The following is a 16,456-nucleotide window of genomic DNA, read 5'->3' on the forward strand; positions in this document are numbered from 1 at the left end:
CCTTCTGAAGTGGTGGTACTGCGGTGCTTCAGGACAGCTGTTCGGCTGGTGACAGCCTGGACCGATGGTATCCGCCGGAGCGGCCGGTACCCGCATCGAGACCGCCGGGGTCTCGCCCAGCGGACACATCCGCGCTGGTCAGACCGGCACTACCGGCGGGGCCAGCCAGGTCCCCCACGGAGTGTTCCGCAGCACCGCGAACACCAGCAGGCCGCCGATCACCGCCCACATCCAGCCACGCCCGAGGCCGGGCACTGCGGTGGGCAGTCCGCGCCAGGAGCGGTAGCTCCAGCGCAGCCAGACCAGCGCCGCGACCGTGCCGGCGACCACCACCAGGACGTTGTCGTGCACCGCGGCCCCGAGGTCGCCCCTGGTCAGGGCGTGGACGCAGCGCAGGCCGCCGCAGGCCGGGCACCACCAGCCGGTGACCCGCAGGAACGGGCAGACCGGGTAGTGGCCGGGGCGGTCCGGCGAGACCACGCCGACATACGTCGTCGCCGCGGCGACGGCCGCGAGGACGACCGCCGGCGCGGCGAGCGCCCGGGGGGCGGGACGACCCGCCGTCACCGACATGACCGGACCGGCGCTGTCGTCAGGAGGAGACGCCCGAGCCGACCGGGGTCTTCTGCGCACCGGCCGGGGCGTGGGCGGAGTCGACCTTCTTGCCGAAGCCGGCCGCCGACATCACCTTGCCGATGATCGGGCCGACCGCGGCGATGACCAGGCCGACGACGACCAGCACCGGCCAGGGCGCGACCATGGCCACAGCGGCGAGCATGAAGCCGATGAAGCAGATCGTCACCGCGGTCCAGGCTGCGGTGGTGTGTCCGTGGGCGCTACCCGACATAACTGCTCCTAGGTTGAACGTTGGCTCTCGACAGACATTGTTCCGTACGGCGGTGCGGGTCGCCGTACGGGGTGGCACCCTGCGGTTCAGCGTGTCGGGTCCTCGCCCCGGTCCAGCGCCTTCCAGAGGTCGGCGGGGGCCTCCGGGGCGGGCGCCTCGGCACGGCGGCGGGTCGCCCCGGGGGCCTCGTAGCGGGAGGACATGCCGGGCCAGTCCCGGCCCCTGGCCAGCACCAGCAGTCCGGCCAGCAGCAGCAGCAGGCCGCCCAGGGCGGCGGTCCAGGGCCAGGCCGTGTGGCCGGCGCCGGTGGCGACGGCCCTGGTCAGGCCGACCGCGCGGGCCGCCCTGCGGTCCAGCGCGCCCACCCCGGTGGCCGCGGTCAGCGCGGAGGCGGCCACCCCGGCCCCGGCCAGCGCCAGCAGCACCCCGATGGCCTGGCGGGCCCGGCCGCGCACCGCGAAGACCGCGACCGCGGCGGCGAGGCCGACCAGCGCCAGCGCCGAGGGCAGCCCACTGGTCTGGGCGCCGGTGGCGGAGATCCGGAGCGGGGTGCCCTGGAACGCGACGCTGCCGCGGGCCCAGGTCTGCCCCGCGGCGAGCAGCACCACGGCCGCGCCGAGCACGGTGAGCAGCAGCATCAGCGCGAGGCTGCGCCGGTCCGGCCGCGGGGCGCTCGGCGCGGGGGCGGCGGGCTCGGCGGCGGGCTCGGGGGCGGCGGGTTCGGTGCGGGGCGGGGGCAGGGCGGTCACCGTTCCAGTGTGCCCTGCACCGTCGCGTCGACCGGACGCAGGGTGCTCGCACTGGCGACCGCGCGCAGCACGGCCGCGGCCTTGTTGCGGCACTCGGCGTCCTCGCTCTCCGGCACGGAGTCGGCGACCACCCCGGCCCCGGCCTGGACGTAGGCCCGGCCGTCCCGGATCAGCGCGGTGCGGATGGCGATCGCGGTGTCGGAGTCCCCGGCGAAGTCCAGATAGCCCACGCAGCCCCCGTAGAGGCCGCGGCGGGTGGGTTCCAGCTCCTCGATGATCTGCATGGCACGGGGCTTGGGCGCCCCGGACAGCGTCCCGGCCGGGAAGCAGGCGGTGAGCACGTCGAAGGCGGTGCGGCCCTCGGCGACCTCGCCGGTGACGGTGGAGACGATGTGCATGACGTGGCTGTAGCGCTCCACCGTCATGAACTCGACCACCTCCACCGTGCCCGGGGCGCAGACCCGGCCCAGGTCGTTGCGGCCGAGGTCGACCAGCATCAGGTGCTCGGCCCGCTCCTTGGGGTCGGCCAGCAGTTCGGCGGCGAGGTCGGCGTCCTCCTCGGGGGTGGCGCCGCGGTGCCGGGTGCCGGCGATGGGGTGCACCATGGCCCGGCCGTCCTCGACCTTGACCAGCGCCTCCGGGCTGGAGCCGACCACGTCGAAGCCGTCGAAGCGGAACAGGTACATGTAGGGGCTGGGGTTGGTGGTCCTGAGCACCCGGTAGACGTCCAGCGCGCTGGCCGGGCAGGGCGCCTCGAACCGCTGCGAGGGCACCACCTGGAACGCCTCGCCGGCCCTGATCCGCTCCTTGACCTGCTCCACGGCGGCCCGGTAGGGGGCCCCGCCGAAGGGCGAGACGGCGTCCACCGACGCCACCGGCGTCAGCGCGGCGGCCCCGGTGTCGACCGGACGGGCCAGGTCGGCGGTCATCGCGTCCAGCCGGGCCACCGCGTCCGCGTAGGCGTCGTCCACGCCGGTGGGGCGGTCGTCGTGGTTCACCGCGTTGGCGATCAGGATCACGCTGCCGTTGGCGTGGTCGAGCACGGCGAGGTCGGTGGCGAGCAGCATGGTCAGCTCGGGCAGGCCGAGGTCGTCCGGGGCGATCACCGGCAGCTTCTCCAGCCGGCGGACCACGTCGTAGCCGAGGTAGCCGACCATGCCGCCGGTGAACGGCGGCAGTTCGCCGGTCCGGTGCAGGTCCCTGGGGGTGTGCAGGGCCTCGATGGTGCCGCGCAGCACCCGCAGCGGGTCGCCCTCGGTGGGCACCCCGACGGGGGGCTCGCCGAGCCAGCGCGCGCCGCCGTCCTGGTCCACGGTCAGCGCGGCGCTGCAGCGCACCCCGACGAAGGAGTAGCGGGACCAGGACCTGCCCTGCTCCGCGGACTCCAGCAGGAAGGTGTGCGGACGCTCCGCGGCGAGCTTGCGGTACAGGCCGACGGGGGTGTCGCCGTCCGCGAGCAGCCGCCGGACGACCGGGACGACCCGGCGGTCGACGGCGAGCTTGCGGAAGGTGTCCAGGTCGGGGGTGACGGTGCCGGTGGTCATGGTCGCTGAGCCTACTGGTCGGCGGGGGCGGCAATGAGGGCGATCCCGCCCGCGTCGAAGCAGGTCCGGTCGCCGGTGTGGCAGGCAGCGCCGACCTGGTCGACCTTCACCAGCAGGGTGTCGCCGTCGCAGTCCAGGGCGACCGACTTGACCAGCTGGAGGTGCCCTGAGGTGTCCCCCTTGACCCAGTACTCGCGGCGGCTGCGGGACCAGTAGGTGCAGCGGCCGGTGCTGAGCGTGCGGTGCAGGGCCTCGTCGTCCATCCACCCCAGCATCAGCACCTCGCCGGTGTCGTACTGCTGGGCGACGGCGGGCACCAGGCCCTGCGGGTCGCGCTTCAGCCGGGCGGCGAGGGCGGGGTCGAGCGCGGTGCTGCCCGGCAGGGCGGGTGCTGCGGCGGTGTCTGGCATGGCTCCATTCTGCCAAGCTCCGGCGCCGGGTCGTGACGCCCCATGGTGGACCGCCCCGGGTTCCGGGCATCCTGGTCCGCATGAGTGCCGAGGAGCCACCCGCAGCCTCCCCTTCCCCGCGCCGGAGCCCCGGGCGGCGTACCGCCTTCGTCGCCGCGGGGGTGCTGGTGCTGCTGGTCGTGGTCGCGGTGCTGGTCGTGGTGCTGGCGGGGGGCGGCAAGCACAAGGCGCCGGCCGCCGCGCCCAGCAGTTCGGCCCCGGCCCCGACCACACCGCCGCCGCCGAGCCCGAGCCCCACACCGGTGCCGCAGACCTTCCCCTACGTGGTGCTGCAGGCCGGTGACTGCGTCAGCGACCCGAGCATCACCTCCTCGCTCAAGAAGGTCACCAAGCACGACTGCCACAGCCCGCACGACACCCAGATCACCGGCCTGGTGCAGCTCCCGGCCGGGCTGAAGACCGCGTTCGACATCAACAAGCAGGGCCGGGCGCTGTGCAAGCCGATCAACGACGCCGCCTGGCACCGCCAGCCCGCGGCCCTGGCCGACCGCCTGAACGAGGGGATCTACTTCCCCGACCTCAAGCCGTACCAGGCCGGGACGCACACGGTCACCTGCATGCTGGAGATCGGATTCCGCGCTTCCAAGCTCACGGCACCGCTGCGCTGACAGCCCATCAGTCGTACCCTGGCCGGTATGTCGAACCATGCCCGACGCGAACGCCTGCTGCTGGCCGATCTGCTGGAGAGCGTCGGCCCCGACGCGCCCACCCTCTGCGAGGGCTGGACCACCAGGGAGCTCGCCGCCCATATCGTGGTCCGAGAGCGCAGGCCGGACGCGGCCGGCGGGATCATGCTCAAGCCGCTGGCCGGGCGGCTCGCCAAGGTGCAGGGCGAGTACGCGGCCAGGCCGTTCGAGCAGTTGCTCGAGCTGATCAGGACCGGGCCGCCGCGGTTCTCGCTGTTCGGGATCCCCGGCGCGGACGAGGTCGGCAACACCGTGGAGTTCTACGTCCACGGCGAGGACGTGCGCCGGGCCCAGGAGGGCTGGTCGCCGCGGGTGCTGGACGCCGAGTTCGCCGAGCTGCTGTGGAAGCGGCTGGCCAGGACCGCCCCGCTGAACGGCCGGAAGTCGCCGACCGGCCTGGTGCTGCGCCGCCCGGACGGGCAGACCGCGGTGGCCCGCAAGGGCGCGCCGGTGGTCACCGCCACCGGCGAGCCCGCCGAGCTGCTGCTGTTCACCATGGGTCGGCAGGACAAGGCCGAGGTCACCCTGGAGGGCGACAAGGAGGCGGTCGCCAAGGTGCAGACCGCCCAGCTCGGCATGTAGGCGACTGCTGGGGCGCTAGCGGACCGGGTGGCCGGCCTCCCGGAGGGCCTGCTTGACCTCGCCGATCCGCAGGTCGCCGAAGTGGAACACGCTGGCGGCGAGGACCGCGTCCGCGCCGGCCTCCACCGCGGGGGCGAAGTCGGCCAGCCGTCCCGCGCCGCCGCTGGCGATCACCGGGATGCCCACCGACTTGCGCACCGCGCGCAGCAGTTCCAGGTCGTAGCCGTCCTTGGTGCCGTCGGCGTCCATGGAGTTGAGCAGGATCTCGCCGGCGCCGAGATCGGCCGCCTGCTCGGCCCAGGCCACGGCGTCCAGGCCGGTGCCGCGGCGTCCGCCGTGGGTGGTGACCTCGAAGCCGGAGTCCGTCTCCACCCCTGATACTGCTGTACCCTCCTGCACCCGGCGGGCGTCGATGGACAGCACCAGCACCTGGCGGCCGAAGCGGCGGGCGATCTCCCGCAGCAGCTCGGGCCGGGCGATGGCGGCGGTGTTGACGCCGACCTTGTCCGCGCCGGCCCGCAGCAGCCGGTTGACGTCCTCGGCCTCCCGGACCCCGCCGCCCACGGTCAGCGGGATGAACACCTGCTCGGCGGTCCGGCGGACCACGTCGTAGGTGGTCTCCCGGTCGCCGGAGGAGGCGGTGATGTCCAGGAAGGTCAGCTCGTCGGCGCCCTCGGCGTCGTAGAGCCGGGCCATCTCGACAGGGTCGCCGGCGTCGCGCAGGTTCTGGAAGTTGACGCCCTTGACCACCCGCCCGTTGTCGACGTCCAGGCAGGGGATCACGCGAACGGCGAGGGTCATGCGGGGGAATCCACCTTTTTCTTGTAGGCCTCGATCTCGACCTCCACGGCCATCCGGGAGTCGAGCAGCGCGCTGACGACGACGATGGTGGCGGCCGGGCGCACCTCGCCGAAGAGCTCCTTGTGCAGTCGGCCGACGTCCTCGAGGTCGCGGGCGTGGGTGACGTACATCCGGGTGCGGACCACGTCGGCGACGGTGAGCCCGAAGCCGGCGATGGCGTCCAGGGCCACCCCGAAGGCGGTCCTGGCCTGGTCGTACGGGGAGCCCTCGAAGAGGGTCCGCCCGTCGTCCCAGGCGGTGCACCCGGACACGAAGACGAAGTCTCCGACGGCGACGGCCCGGGCGAAGCCGAACTGCTCCTCCCACGGGCTGCGGCCGTTCACGCGTACCGGGTGCGCCGTCTGATGCTCCGTCATACCGGACTCACTTCCCTGGGGTCCTTGGAAACAGTGCCGTCTCAGGACACTGTGGCCAGTGCCTCTTCGAGGGTGAATGCCTGAGCGTAGAGGGCCTTCCCGACAATCGCGCCCTCCACCCCGCTGCCGACCAGCGTGGCGATGTCGCGCAGGTCCTGCAGCGAGGACACGCCGCCGCTGGCCACGACCGCGCGGTCGGTGGCGGCGCAGACATTGCGCAGCAGCTCCAGGTTGGGGCCGGTGAGGGTGCCGTCCTTGTCCACGTCGGTGACCACGTAGCGGGCGCAGCCCTCGGCGTCCAGCCGGGCCAGCGCCTCGTAGAGGTCGCCGCCCTCGCTGGTCCAGCCCCGGCCGCGGAGGGTGGTGCCGACCACGTCCAGGCCGACCGCGATCCGGTCCCCGTACTCGGCGATGGCCTTGGCGACCCACTCCGGGGCCTCCAGCGCGGCGGTGCCGAGGTTGACCCGGGCGCAGCCGGTGGCCAGCGCGGCCCGCAGCGAGTCGTCGTCGCGGATGCCGCCGGACAGCTCGACCCTGACGTCCAGCCGGCCGGTGACCTCGGCCAGCAGCGCCCGGTTGTCACCGGTACCGAAGGCGGCGTCCAGGTCCACCAGGTGGATCCATTCGGCGCCGGCCGACTGCCAGGCCAGCGCGGCGGCGAGCGGCTCGCCGTAGGAGGTCTCCGAGCCGGAGGCGCCCTTGACCAGGCGCACGGCCTGGCCGTCCCGGACGTCGACGGCGGGCAGGAGGACGAGCTTGTCGGTAGCACTCACAGCGAGTCGATCCAGTTCTTCAGCAGGGTCGCGCCGGCGTCGCCGGACTTCTCGGGGTGGAACTGCGTCGCGGACAGCGGTCCGTTCTCGACCGCGGCGACGAAGGGCTCGCCGTGCTCGGCCCAGGTGACCCGCGCCGGGCGCAGCTGCTCGATCGGCGCCAGCTCCCAGTGCCGGACGGCGTAGGAGTGGACGAAGTAGTAGCGGGCCTCGGGGTCGAGACCGGCGAACAGGGTGCTGTCGTCGGCGGCCTTCACCGTGTTCCAGCCCATGTGCGGGACGATCGGGGCCTGCAGCGGCTCGACCGTGCCGGGCCACTCGTCGCAGCCCTCGGTCTCGATGCCGTGCTCGACACCGCGCGCGAACAGGATCTGCATCCCCACGCAGATGCCCAGCACCGGGCGCCCGCCGGACAGTCGGCGGCCGATCACCCGCTCGCCGCGGACCGCCCGCAGGCCGTCCATGCAGGCGGCGAAGGCGCCGACGCCGGGGACCAGCAGCCCGTCCGCGTCCAGCGCGGTCTGGAAGTCGGAGGTGACCTCGACCTCGGCGCCGACCCGCTCCAGCGCACGCTGCGCGGAGCGGAGGTTGCCGGAGCCGTAGTCCAGCACGACCACTCGCTTGGCCATTCAGGGCCAGCCTTTCTCTAGACGACCCTCATCAGTGCCGTGGCGAGGCACATACCGGAGGCCAGGGCGAGCAGCAGGGTGACGCCCTTGGGCAGCTTCTGCTTCCAGAAGGAGATCACCCCGCCCAGGAAGAACAGGCCGAGGAAGAGGATGACGATGGTCGAGGTGCTCACAGCGCGCCCTTGGTCGAGGGGAGGATCCCGGCCGCGCGCGGATCCAGCTCGCTGGCGTACCGCAGCGCCCGGGCGAGCGCCTTGAACTGGCACTCGACAATGTGGTGGGCATTGCGTCCATACGGTACGTGGACGTGCAGGGCGATCTGCGCCTGGGCCACGAACGACTCCAGGATGTGCCGGGTCATCGTGGTGTCGTAGGAGCCGATCATCGGCGCCATCTGCTCCGGCTCGGTGTGCACCAGGTAGGGGCGCCCGGAGAGGTCCACGGTGACCTGGGCCAGCGACTCGTCCAGTGGGACGGTGCAGTTGCCGAAGCGGTAGATGCCGACCTTGTCGCCCAGCGCCTGCTTGAAGGCCGCGCCCAGCGCCAGCGCGGTGTCCTCGATGGTGTGGTGGGTGTCGATGTGCAGGTCGCCGTCGGTCTTGACGGTGAGGTCGAACAGGCCGTGCCGGCCGAGCTGGTCCAGCATGTGGTCGTAGAAGCCGACGCCGGTGCTGATGTCGGTGGTGCCGCGCCCGTCCAGGTCGATCTCGACCTTGACGGAGGTCTCCTTGGTGGTGCGCTCGACGCGCCCGATCCGGGTCATGAGGTGGGTAGCTCCTTGAGCGAGGTGCGGACGGCGTCGAGGAAGGCGTCGTTCTCGGCCGGGGTGCCCGCGGTGACCCGGAGCCGCCCGGGCACGCCGTTGTCGCGGACCAGCACGCCCTTGTCGAGGATCGCCTGCCACATCACCCGGGTGTCCGGGAAGGTGCCGAACTGGACGAAGTTGGCGTCGGAGTCGGTGACGTCCAGGCCCATCGCCCGCAACTCGGCGACGATCCGGTCGCGTTCGGCCTTCAGCCGTTCCACGTAGCCGAGCAGGGTGTCAGTGAACTCCAGCGCCGCCAGCGCGGTCGCCTGGGTGACCGCGGACAGGTGGTACGGCAGCCGGACCAGCTGCACCGCGTCCACCACGGCCGGGTCGGCGGCCAGGTAGCCGAGCCGCAGCCCGGCCGCGCCGAAGGCCTTGGACATGGTCCTGGTGACCACCAGCAGCGGGCGGCCCTCCAGCAGCGGCAGCAGCGAGGGCTGGTGCGAGAACTCGATGTACGCCTCGTCGACGATCACCAGCGTCGGCTTCACCGCCTGCGCCGCCTCGTACAGCGCCAGCACGGTCGCGCGCGGGACGGCGGTGCCGGTGGGGTTGTTCGGCGAGCAGACGAAGAGGACGTCCGGGCGCTGCTCGGCGATGGCGGCCAGGGCCGCGTCCAGGTCGATGGTGAAGTCGTCGTTGCGCGGCCCCTGGCTCCAACCGGTGCCGGTGCCACGGGAGATGAGGTCGTGCATCTGGTAGGTGGGGGCGAAGCCGAGGGCGGTGCGGCCGGGTCCGCCGAAGGTCTGCAGCAGCTGCTGCAGCACCTCGTTGGAGCCGTTGGCGGCCCACACCTGCGCCCGGGTGACCGGGAAGCCGGTGGAGCCGGTCAGGTACGCAGCGAGGCCCTCGCGCAGCTCCACCGCGTCCCGGTCCGGGTAGCGGTTGAGGTGCCGGGCGGCCTCGGCCACCCGCTCGGCGATCCGGGCCACCAGCGGCTCGGGCAGCGGGTACGGGTTCTCATTGGTGTTGAGCAGCACCGGCACGTCCAACTGCGGTGCGCCGTAAGGGGACTTGCCCTTGAGCTCGTCGCGGACCGGGAGGTCGTCGATCCTCATGTGCTCGGCACCGTCCAATCGAAGCGGGCCCGCACGGCGTCGCCGTGCCCGGGCAGGTCCTCGGCGTCGGCGAAGGTCACCACGTGCTTGGCGACGTCGGCCAGGGCCTCGCGGGAGTAGTCCACGACATGGATGCCGCGCAGGAAGCTCTGCACGCTCAGCCCGGAGCTGTGGCAGGCGCAGCCGCCGGTCGGCAGCACATGGTTGGAGCCGGCCGCGTAGTCGCCCAGCGAGACCGGCGAGTAGGCGCCGACGAACACCGCGCCGGCGTTGCGGACCCGGGCCGCGACCGCGGCGGCGTCCGCAGTCTGGATCTCCAGGTGCTCGGCGGCGTAGGCGTTCACCACGTCCAGGCCCTGGTCGACGCTGTCGACCAGGATGATCCCGGACTGCGGGCCGGACAGCGCCTCGCGCACCCTGGCCTCGTGCCGGGTGGCCGCGACCTGGGTCTTCAGCTCGTCCTCGACCGCGTCGGCCAGCGCGAGCGAGTCGGTGACCAGCACCGAGGCCGCGTGCGGGTCGTGCTCGGCCTGGCTGATCAGGTCGGCCGCGACATGGCGGGGGTCCGCGGTGTCGTCGGCCAGGACGGCGATCTCGGTGGTGCCGGCCTCGGCGTCGATCCCGATCCGGCCCTTGAGCAGCCGCTTGGCGGCGGCGACATAGATGTTGCCGGGGCCGGTGACCAGGTTGACCTGCTCGCAGCGGTCCTCGCCCTCGCCCGCGCCGTAGGCGAACATGGCGATGGCCTGGGCGCCGCCGACCGCGTACACCTCGTCCACGCCGAGCAGCGCGCAGGCGGCCAGGATGGTCGGGTGCGGCAGGCCGTCGAACTCTCGTTGCGGCGGGGAGGCCAGCGCCAGGCTGGGCACCCCGGCCTCCTGCGCCGGGACCACGTTCATCACAACGGAGGACGCCAGCGGCGCCAGACCGCCGGGGACGTAGAGGCCGACCCGGTCGACCGGCACCCAGCGCTCGCTGACCGTGCCGCCGGGGACGACCTGGGTGGTGTGGTCGGTCCGCCGCTGGTCGCGGTGCACCAGGCGGGCGCGGCGGATGGACTCCTCCAGCGCGGCCCTGATGTCCGGGTCGACCTGCGCCAGGGCGTCGTCGATGGCGGCCTTGGGGACCCGGATGCTGGTCAGCCGCACTCCGTCGAAGCGCTCGGTGATCTCGATCAGCGCCTCGGTGCCGCGATGGCGTACGTCCTCGCAGATGGGCCGCACCCGCTCCACCGCCGCCTCGACGTCGAACTCGGCGCGCGGGAGCACCGCGCGCGGGTCGTCGAGGGATCCTCTGAGGTCGATTCGCGCAATCACAGGCCCCAGTCTACGGAGCAGCAGAAACCTCCGTTTCCCTGTACCACTTCGTGGGACGCCCCCGTTCGGCCGCGCCGAGTGGCCGCGGCGGGCCCCCGCTGGCACGCTGTCGCCGGTGGCGACCCGCACAGGTGCCCCCTCCGTACGCCCGTACCGGCGAGCTGCCACGAGCGCGAACCGGTACGGGCCCGCACACCGGGGGTCCGCCGACCCGTACTCTTGCGCTCGTGACCGAACGGCTCCCCCTCTTCCCCCTGGGCACGGTGCTCTACCCGGGCCTGGTCCTGCCCCTGAACGTCTTCGAGGAGCGCTACCGCCGGCTCGTCGCCGACCTGGTCGCCGGCGAGGAACCGTTCCGCTTCGGCGTGGTCGCCATCAGGGACGGGCGCGACGTCGCCCCGACCGGGGTGGACCAGGGCAGCCAGGCGCTGGCCGGACTCGGTCCCGACCCGGCGCACGCCCTGTTCCCGGTGGGCTGTGTCGCCGAGATCGCCTCGGTCGAGCAGCGCAAGGACGGCGGCTACGACCTGATCGCCACCGGCACCACCCGGTTCCAGGTGGAGTCCTTCGACGCCACGGGCCCCTATCTGACCGCCGAGGTCGAACGGCTGCCGGAAGCCGCGGGGGACGAGGCGGCGGTGCTGGCGCAGGCCGTGGAGCGGCTGTTCCGGGCCTACCAGAAGCGGCTGGCCGGGGCCAGGGAGAGCAGCGTCACCGGGCTGCAGGAGCTGCCGGACGACCCGATGGTGCTGTCCTACCTGGTGGCCGCGGCCTCCGTGCTGGACACCGGGGACAAGCAGCGGCTGCTCACGGCGGAGTCGGCCGCCGACCGGCTCACCGCCGAGCTGGCGCTGCTGCGGCGGGAGAACGCGGTGCTGGCGAAGCTGCCCTCGCTGCCGGCCGTGGAGCTGACCCGGCAGGCGTTCAACCCCAACTGAGCCGGCGGCCGGACTACTGGACCGTGACCTGGGGCGACATCGACTGGACCCCCTCGGCCCAGTAGGTGCCGGCGTAGACCAGGGTGTAGTCGCCGGTGACCGTGGTCCTGACGGTGACCGCGATGGTCCCGTTGGCGTCGGTGGTGGTCTCGGCGACCACGGTCGGCTTGACGCAGTCCTTGGCGCAGAACTGCACGGAGACCTTCTGGCCCGGGTTGGGCACCCAGGCCCCGCTGTCCCAGTCCGGCTTCTTCAGCTGGCCGCCGATGCCGATCAGGGCGCCCTTCGGCGCGGTGTGCGGCGCCCCGTACTCGGTGAGCTGGCCCTCCTTCTTGATCGAGAAGGAGCCCGCCTTCTGCTTGGTCAGCGCGTCGCCGTCATGGGCGTGCACGGTGGCCTGGACGTACCACTGGCCGGCCATGTCGTCGAAGATCTGCTTCTTGGTGATGTCCACCGAGGAGCTGCCGGTGCACACCGAGATGGTCGCGGTCTTCGCCACGCAGTGGGTCGGGCCGCCGGGGAGCACCGAGATGTTCGGGCCCCACAGGCCCACCCCGTCCACCGAGGCGATGCCCGAGTCGTCCTCCGCGGTGATGCTGAAGGTGATCGGCGAACTGCCGGTCGGACCGAGCACGACCGGGTTGTCGCCGTTCACGGAGACCCCGAGGATCCTGGCGTCCCCGCTTGACTCGTGCCGCTGGATCGAGGGGATCACCAGGACGCCCACCGCCAGCGCACCGGAGAGCAGCAGCGCCGCCGACCTTCTACGCATGATCTTCCGTACCGCCCTGTCGCCGATCCCTGTCCGCTCCATTGTCACCCGCGTGTACGGGCCGGCTCGCCGCCGCTCCTGGATACGCTGCGTTCGCGTTGGGTATGGGCCTGAAGTTGTGGGACCCAAGAAAGCTGGTGTGGGACGTGGACCGCTGTGTCGTGCTGGTGGATGCCGGATACCTGCTCGGGGCTGCCGCCAGCCTGCTCGCGGGTGAGAGCTCGCGGTCCCGGATCACGGTGGAGCTCGGTGAGCTGATCGGCCAGCTGCGGGAGCGGGCGGAGACCGAGACCGGGCTCCCGCTGCTGCGGATCTACTGGTTCGACGCCGCCCCGGACCGCAGGCCGCTGCCGGAGCACCGGCGGCTGCGGGTGATGCCCCGGGTGACCGTCCGGCTCGGCGCGCTGACCCGGGCCGAGGGCCGGATGGTGCAGAAGGGCGTGGACGCGGCGATGCACGCCGAACTGTCCGAACTGGCCCGCAACCGGGCCTGCGTGGACGTGGTGCTGGTCACCGGCGACGGGGACCTGCTGCCGGGGATGACCGCCGCCAAGGACTACGGCGTGGCCGTGCACCTGTGGGCGGTGCAGGCCGCCGACGGGGACTTCAACCAGTCCGAGGACCTGGTCGCCGAGGCCGACGAGCGCCGGGTGCTGGATCGCGAGTGGATCACCCGCTCGGTGCGGCTGCGCGAGGCCGCCGCGTCCTGCGCGCCGGCCGATCCCCGGCCCGAGTTCGCCAAGATCCTCTCCGCGCCGCAGCCGACGGCGGTCCCCGAGCTGCCGGAGGAGCTGGTCGCCGCGGCGGCAGCGGCGGCAGCGGCCGGGAACGGGTCCGCAGCCAAACCCGGCCCGGCGCCCACCCCGATGTCGGCCTCGGCCTCGGCGCCCAGGGTGCCGACCCCCAAGGAGATCGCCGCCGGGCTCAATGCCGGCCGCACCCCGGCCGTGCCGGTGCCGCCCGCGCCCTCGCTGCTGCGCTGGTCCTCCGAACGCGGCCTGGTCGACCGGCAGGGCGAGGCCGGCAGCCCCGCCGACGGCATCCCCACCCTGGCCCAGCTGACCACCGCCGAGCAGAAGTGGGCCGACCGCGAGGAGGACATCACCACCGTCGGCGGCGACCCCACCGAGGTCGGCCAGGTCTTCGCCCGGCGCTGGACCGACCGCCTCGGCGAACCGGGTCGGCTCGCCGTGCTCTGGCCCGACTACCCGCGGATCCCGCACCGGGTCGACGGCGAGCTGCTGCGCTACGCGGCGCGGTTCGGGCTGCTGGCGCACAAGGACGACCAGATCGACGAGCACGACCGCTATGCGATCCGGGCCGGGTTCTGGCGCGAGCTCGCTACACGGGTTCCGGGCGGGGACGGGGTGATGGTCGAAGGCTGAACGTTTCCGCTCGGCGGTGGTTGCCGTTCGCGCAGTTCCCCGCGCCCCCGGGGTGCTGCCTGGTTGCTCGCTGCGGACCGTTGCAGCCCACCCGGGGGCACGGGGAACTGCGCGGGCAAACCGGACCGGTACAGTCGCTCCGTGGACACCGAAGCACCCCCCTCCGTGGCATGCGCCAGCGTCCGCGGGCTGACCAAGGAGTACCGGAACGGCCGCGCGGCGGCGACCGTCGCCAACAGCGACATCTCCCTGGACATCCGCCGCGGCGAGGTCTTCGGCCTGCTCGGGCCCAACGGGGCCGGCAAGTCCACCCTGGTGCGCCAGCTCACCGGCCTGCTGCGGCCGGACCGCGGCAGCATCGACATCCTCGGCCACGACATCGTGCGGTACCCGGAGCGGGCCGCCCGGCTGCTCGGCTACCTCGGCCAGGAGTCCACCGCGCTGGACGAGCTCACCGTCTCGCTCGCGATCGAGACCACCGCCCGGCTCCGCGGCCTGCCGCGCGCCGCGGCCAGGGCCGAACGGGACGCGGTGCTCGCCGAGCTCGCCCTGGAGCCGCTGGCCCACCGTCCGCTGGCCAAGCTCTCCGGCGGCCAGCGCCGCCTCGCCTGCTTCGCGACCGTACTGGTCGGCGCCCGTCCGCTGCTGGTCCTGGACGAGCCCACCACCGGGATGGACCCGGTCGCCCGCCGCGCCGTCTGGGCCGCCGTGGACCGCCGCCGCAGCGAGCAGGGCGTGACCGTGCTGCTGGTCACCCACAACGTCATCGAGGCCGAGACGGTGCTGGACCGGGTCGCCGTGGTGGACGAGGGCCGGATCATCGCCTGCGACACCCCGGGCGGCCTCAAGGCCCTGGTGGACGGCGACGTCCGGCTGGACCTGGTCTGGCGCGAGGAGGCCCCGCAGCACCTGCCGACGATCGCCGCGCTGGCCGCCCGCGCGGTCAGGAACGGCCGCCGCTGGACCGTGCGGGCCACCCCGGACGAGGCCAGGGCGCTGGTCGCCGAGGTCACCTCGGGCCCGGCCTTCGCCGCCCTGGACGACTTCTCGCTCAGCACGCCCAGCCTGGAGGACGTCTACCTGCTGCTCGGCGGCCGACACGAAGGACTCGCCCGATGACCACCGCCGCCGTGCTCTCCTCCCGCGCCTCGCTGCTGCCGTCCCTCGGCGCGGTGTACCGGGCCCAGCTGTCCCGGGCCCGGGTGTCCAGGATCCCGCTGCTGTTCGTCGCCACCTTCCAGTCGCTGGGGATCATGGTGATGATGCGCGGGGTGGTCAGCACCGGCGACACCGAGGCGGTCAGGGACGTGGTCGCCGGGTCCAGCGTGCTGGTGGTGGCCTTCGTCGCGCTCAACCTGCTGGCGCAGTACTTCGGCAAGCTGCGGGCCACCGGCGGCCTGGACCACTACGCCACGCTGCCGGTCCCGGCCGCCTCGGTGGTGCTCGGGACGGCGGCGGCGTACGCCTCCTTCACCGTCCCGGGGACGCTGCTGACGGCCGCGGTGGGCTGTGCGCTGTTCCAGCTGAGCTGGGTGCACCTGTGGGTGCTGGCGCTGGTGGTGCCGCTGACCGGGGCGGCGCTGTCCGGGGTCGGCGCGGCCTGCGGGCTGCTCGCCGGCCGGCTGGAGATCGCCACCCTGCTGGGGCAGCTCGGCATGTCGGCGGCGCTGCTGCTGGGCGTGCTGCCGCCGAGCCACATGCCGACCGCGATCCAGTGGCTGCGGGACCTGCTGCCGTCCACCTACGGCGTCGAGGCGCTGTCCCGTACCTTCGCCGCCCGCCCGGACTGGGCGGCCGTCAGCGCCGACCTGGGCGTCTGCGCGGGCGTCGGGGTGCTCTCGCTGGCGCTCGCCACCTGGGCCTACCGCCGTGCCGCCACCCGGGCCTGACGACCCGCATGGGACGATGGCGCGGTGACCGTACCTGACACCTTCCAGGACTTCCCCGCACCGCCGCCCGAACCGGAGCCGAAGGCCAAGGAGCGCACGCTGCGCGGCCTGGGCCGGGAACTGGTCCTGGCGCTGCTGCTGCTCGCCGGGTGCGCCCTGCTCGGCCTGCTGATGGGGGTGCTCTGGCACTGGCTGGCGCCCAAGGTTCCGCTGCACGCGGACGCCACCGCGGTCTACCTCAACGACCCCGAGGGCGAGCAGGCGATCGGCGCCGACGGCACCTTCGGCCTGCTCGGGGCCGGCTTCGGACTGCTGACCGGGGCTGCCGCCTACCTCGCCACCCGGGCCCGGCAGGGCGGCATCAGCGTGGCCGTCGGCCTGGGCGCGGGCGGACTGCTCGGCGCCTACCTGGCCTGGGGCGGACGGCAGTCGGCCGCGGCGTACCAGGCGGGGGTGCTCAAGGTGGCGAAGAGCGTGCCCACCGGGCACACCTTCTACGGCCCGCTGCAGCTCACCACGAAGGCCGTGGTGCTGATCTGGCCGATCCTGGCGCTGCTCACCCTGATCGCCCTCACCGCCGCCTTCTCGCCCCGGCCGACCCCTCCCCCGGTGCCCTGGCAGGGACCCTGGGGCCCGGCCCGGAATCCCGCGCCGGATCCAACGCAGAATCCCGCGCCGGATGCTTCGCAGACGCCCTCTCCCGAGCCCTCGCAGACACCTGCCCAGGACGGTCCCGAACGGGCCTGAACGCGCGCTAGGGTGGAGCCTTCCCCGCACCCGCCGCTAGCCCGAG

At 73.3% G+C, this 16,456-nt stretch carries 21 protein-coding genes; 7 read left to right on the forward strand and 14 right to left on the reverse strand.

The window, feature by feature from the left end; genetic code table 11:
• Positions 1-138: 138 nt before the first annotated feature.
• From ACEZDG_RS24080 to hisI, 5 genes are all read right to left on the reverse strand, one after another.
• A complete protein-coding gene (locus tag ACEZDG_RS24080; protein WP_380512981.1) occupies positions 139-573 on the reverse strand; it encodes a DUF2752 domain-containing protein in 435 nt (144 codons plus the stop codon).
• A 19-nt stretch (positions 574-592) separates the two neighbouring features.
• Positions 593-847 carry an HGxxPAAW family protein gene (locus ACEZDG_RS24085; RefSeq protein WP_380512982.1) on the reverse strand — a complete coding sequence of 85 codons (255 nt, stop codon included), beginning with the start codon at positions 845-847 and terminating at the stop codon, positions 593-595.
• A gap of 86 nt (positions 848-933) precedes the next feature.
• Positions 934-1,596, reverse strand: a complete 663-nt coding sequence (locus tag ACEZDG_RS24090; RefSeq protein WP_380512984.1) for a TIGR02234 family membrane protein — start codon at positions 1,594-1,596, stop codon at positions 934-936.
• Positions 1,593-3,140 (reverse strand): anthranilate synthase component I, encoded by a 1,548-nt coding sequence (locus ACEZDG_RS24095; protein WP_380512985.1) that lies wholly within the window; start codon positions 3,138-3,140, stop codon positions 1,593-1,595. The genes ACEZDG_RS24090 and ACEZDG_RS24095 overlap by 4 nt, the downstream gene beginning before the upstream one ends.
• 11 nt (positions 3,141-3,151) lie before the next feature.
• Positions 3,152-3,550: a phosphoribosyl-AMP cyclohydrolase gene (gene hisI / locus ACEZDG_RS24100; RefSeq protein ID WP_380512987.1), complete on the reverse strand. Its 399-nt coding sequence runs from the start codon at positions 3,548-3,550 to the stop codon at positions 3,152-3,154.
• Between the two features lie 80 nt (positions 3,551-3,630).
• Here hisI and ACEZDG_RS24105 point away from each other — a divergent pair, with 80 nt between their 5' ends.
• Positions 3,631-4,218 carry a hypothetical protein gene (locus ACEZDG_RS24105; RefSeq protein WP_380512989.1) on the forward strand — a complete coding sequence of 196 codons (588 nt, stop codon included), beginning with the start codon at positions 3,631-3,633 and terminating at the stop codon, positions 4,216-4,218.
• Between the two features lie 27 nt (positions 4,219-4,245).
• A complete protein-coding gene (locus tag ACEZDG_RS24110; protein WP_380512991.1) occupies positions 4,246-4,878 on the forward strand; it encodes a TIGR03085 family metal-binding protein in 633 nt (210 codons plus the stop codon).
• A 15-nt stretch (positions 4,879-4,893) separates the two neighbouring features.
• Here the strand turns inward: ACEZDG_RS24110 and hisF are convergent, their stop codons facing one another.
• Genes hisF through hisD form a run of 8 tightly spaced genes read right to left on the reverse strand, consistent with a single transcriptional unit; the run spans position 4,894 to position 10,679 of the window.
• Positions 4,894-5,679, reverse strand: coding sequence for an imidazole glycerol phosphate synthase subunit HisF (gene hisF, locus ACEZDG_RS24115; RefSeq protein ID WP_380512993.1), 786 nt, complete (start codon positions 5,677-5,679; stop codon positions 4,894-4,896).
• Positions 5,676-6,095, reverse strand: a complete 420-nt coding sequence (locus ACEZDG_RS24120; RefSeq protein ID WP_380512995.1) for a RidA family protein — start codon at positions 6,093-6,095, stop codon at positions 5,676-5,678. The genes hisF and ACEZDG_RS24120 overlap by 4 nt, the downstream gene beginning before the upstream one ends.
• Before the next feature lie 41 nt (positions 6,096-6,136).
• Positions 6,137-6,868: a bifunctional 1-(5-phosphoribosyl)-5-((5-phosphoribosylamino)methylideneamino)imidazole-4-carboxamide isomerase/phosphoribosylanthranilate isomerase PriA gene (gene priA, locus ACEZDG_RS24125; RefSeq protein WP_380512997.1), complete on the reverse strand. Its 732-nt coding sequence runs from the start codon at positions 6,866-6,868 to the stop codon at positions 6,137-6,139.
• Complete coding sequence (hisH, locus tag ACEZDG_RS24130; RefSeq protein WP_380512999.1) at positions 6,865-7,497, reverse strand: imidazole glycerol phosphate synthase subunit HisH; 633 nt, start codon at positions 7,495-7,497, stop codon at positions 6,865-6,867. Before hisH ends, priA begins: the two co-directional genes overlap by 4 nt.
• Positions 7,498-7,514: 17 nt before the next feature.
• The gene (locus ACEZDG_RS24135; RefSeq protein ID WP_380513001.1) at positions 7,515-7,670 is read right to left on the reverse strand and encodes a hypothetical protein; all 156 of its coding nucleotides are present in this window, start codon (positions 7,668-7,670) and stop codon (positions 7,515-7,517) included.
• Positions 7,667-8,260 (reverse strand): imidazoleglycerol-phosphate dehydratase HisB, encoded by a 594-nt coding sequence (gene hisB, locus ACEZDG_RS24140; RefSeq protein ID WP_380513003.1) that lies wholly within the window; start codon positions 8,258-8,260, stop codon positions 7,667-7,669. Before hisB ends, ACEZDG_RS24135 begins: the two co-directional genes overlap by 4 nt.
• Positions 8,257-9,363 carry a histidinol-phosphate transaminase gene (locus ACEZDG_RS24145; RefSeq protein ID WP_380513005.1) on the reverse strand — a complete coding sequence of 369 codons (1,107 nt, stop codon included), beginning with the start codon at positions 9,361-9,363 and terminating at the stop codon, positions 8,257-8,259. The genes hisB and ACEZDG_RS24145 overlap by 4 nt, the downstream gene beginning before the upstream one ends.
• Positions 9,360-10,679 carry a histidinol dehydrogenase gene (gene hisD, locus ACEZDG_RS24150; RefSeq protein WP_380513007.1) on the reverse strand — a complete coding sequence of 440 codons (1,320 nt, stop codon included), beginning with the start codon at positions 10,677-10,679 and terminating at the stop codon, positions 9,360-9,362. Before hisD ends, ACEZDG_RS24145 begins: the two co-directional genes overlap by 4 nt.
• A 227-nt stretch (positions 10,680-10,906) precedes the next feature.
• Here hisD and ACEZDG_RS24155 point away from each other — a divergent pair, with 227 nt between their 5' ends.
• Positions 10,907-11,617, forward strand: a complete 711-nt coding sequence (locus ACEZDG_RS24155) for an LON peptidase substrate-binding domain-containing protein (RefSeq protein WP_380513009.1) — start codon at positions 10,907-10,909, stop codon at positions 11,615-11,617.
• A 13-nt stretch (positions 11,618-11,630) separates the two neighbouring features.
• On the opposite strand, the gene ACEZDG_RS24160 is transcribed toward ACEZDG_RS24155, so the two are convergent.
• A complete protein-coding gene (locus ACEZDG_RS24160) occupies positions 11,631-12,389 on the reverse strand; it encodes a hypothetical protein (RefSeq protein ID WP_380513011.1) in 759 nt (252 codons plus the stop codon).
• A 104-nt stretch (positions 12,390-12,493) separates the two neighbouring features.
• On the opposite strand from ACEZDG_RS24160, the gene ACEZDG_RS24165 reads away from it, so the two are divergent.
• The 4 genes from ACEZDG_RS24165 (at position 12,494) to ACEZDG_RS24180 (ending at position 16,410) form a co-directional block, all read left to right on the forward strand.
• Positions 12,494-13,774 (forward strand): NYN domain-containing protein, encoded by a 1,281-nt coding sequence (locus ACEZDG_RS24165; RefSeq protein WP_380513013.1) that lies wholly within the window; start codon positions 12,494-12,496, stop codon positions 13,772-13,774.
• Positions 13,775-13,915: 141 nt separating this feature from the next.
• On the forward strand, positions 13,916-14,893 hold the full coding sequence (locus ACEZDG_RS24170; RefSeq protein ID WP_380513014.1) for an ABC transporter ATP-binding protein: 978 nt from the start codon (positions 13,916-13,918) through the stop codon (positions 14,891-14,893).
• Positions 14,890-15,663 (forward strand): ABC transporter permease, encoded by a 774-nt coding sequence (locus ACEZDG_RS24175; protein WP_380513016.1) that lies wholly within the window; start codon positions 14,890-14,892, stop codon positions 15,661-15,663. The genes ACEZDG_RS24170 and ACEZDG_RS24175 overlap by 4 nt, the downstream gene beginning before the upstream one ends.
• 24 nt (positions 15,664-15,687) lie before the next feature.
• Positions 15,688-16,410: a hypothetical protein gene (locus ACEZDG_RS24180; RefSeq protein ID WP_380513018.1), complete on the forward strand. Its 723-nt coding sequence runs from the start codon at positions 15,688-15,690 to the stop codon at positions 16,408-16,410.
• Positions 16,411-16,456: the final 46 nt, after the last annotated feature.

Source organism: Streptacidiphilus alkalitolerans, assembly GCF_042511045.1.
Taxonomy (GTDB): domain Bacteria; phylum Actinomycetota; class Actinomycetes; order Streptomycetales; family Streptomycetaceae; genus Streptacidiphilus; species Streptacidiphilus alkalitolerans.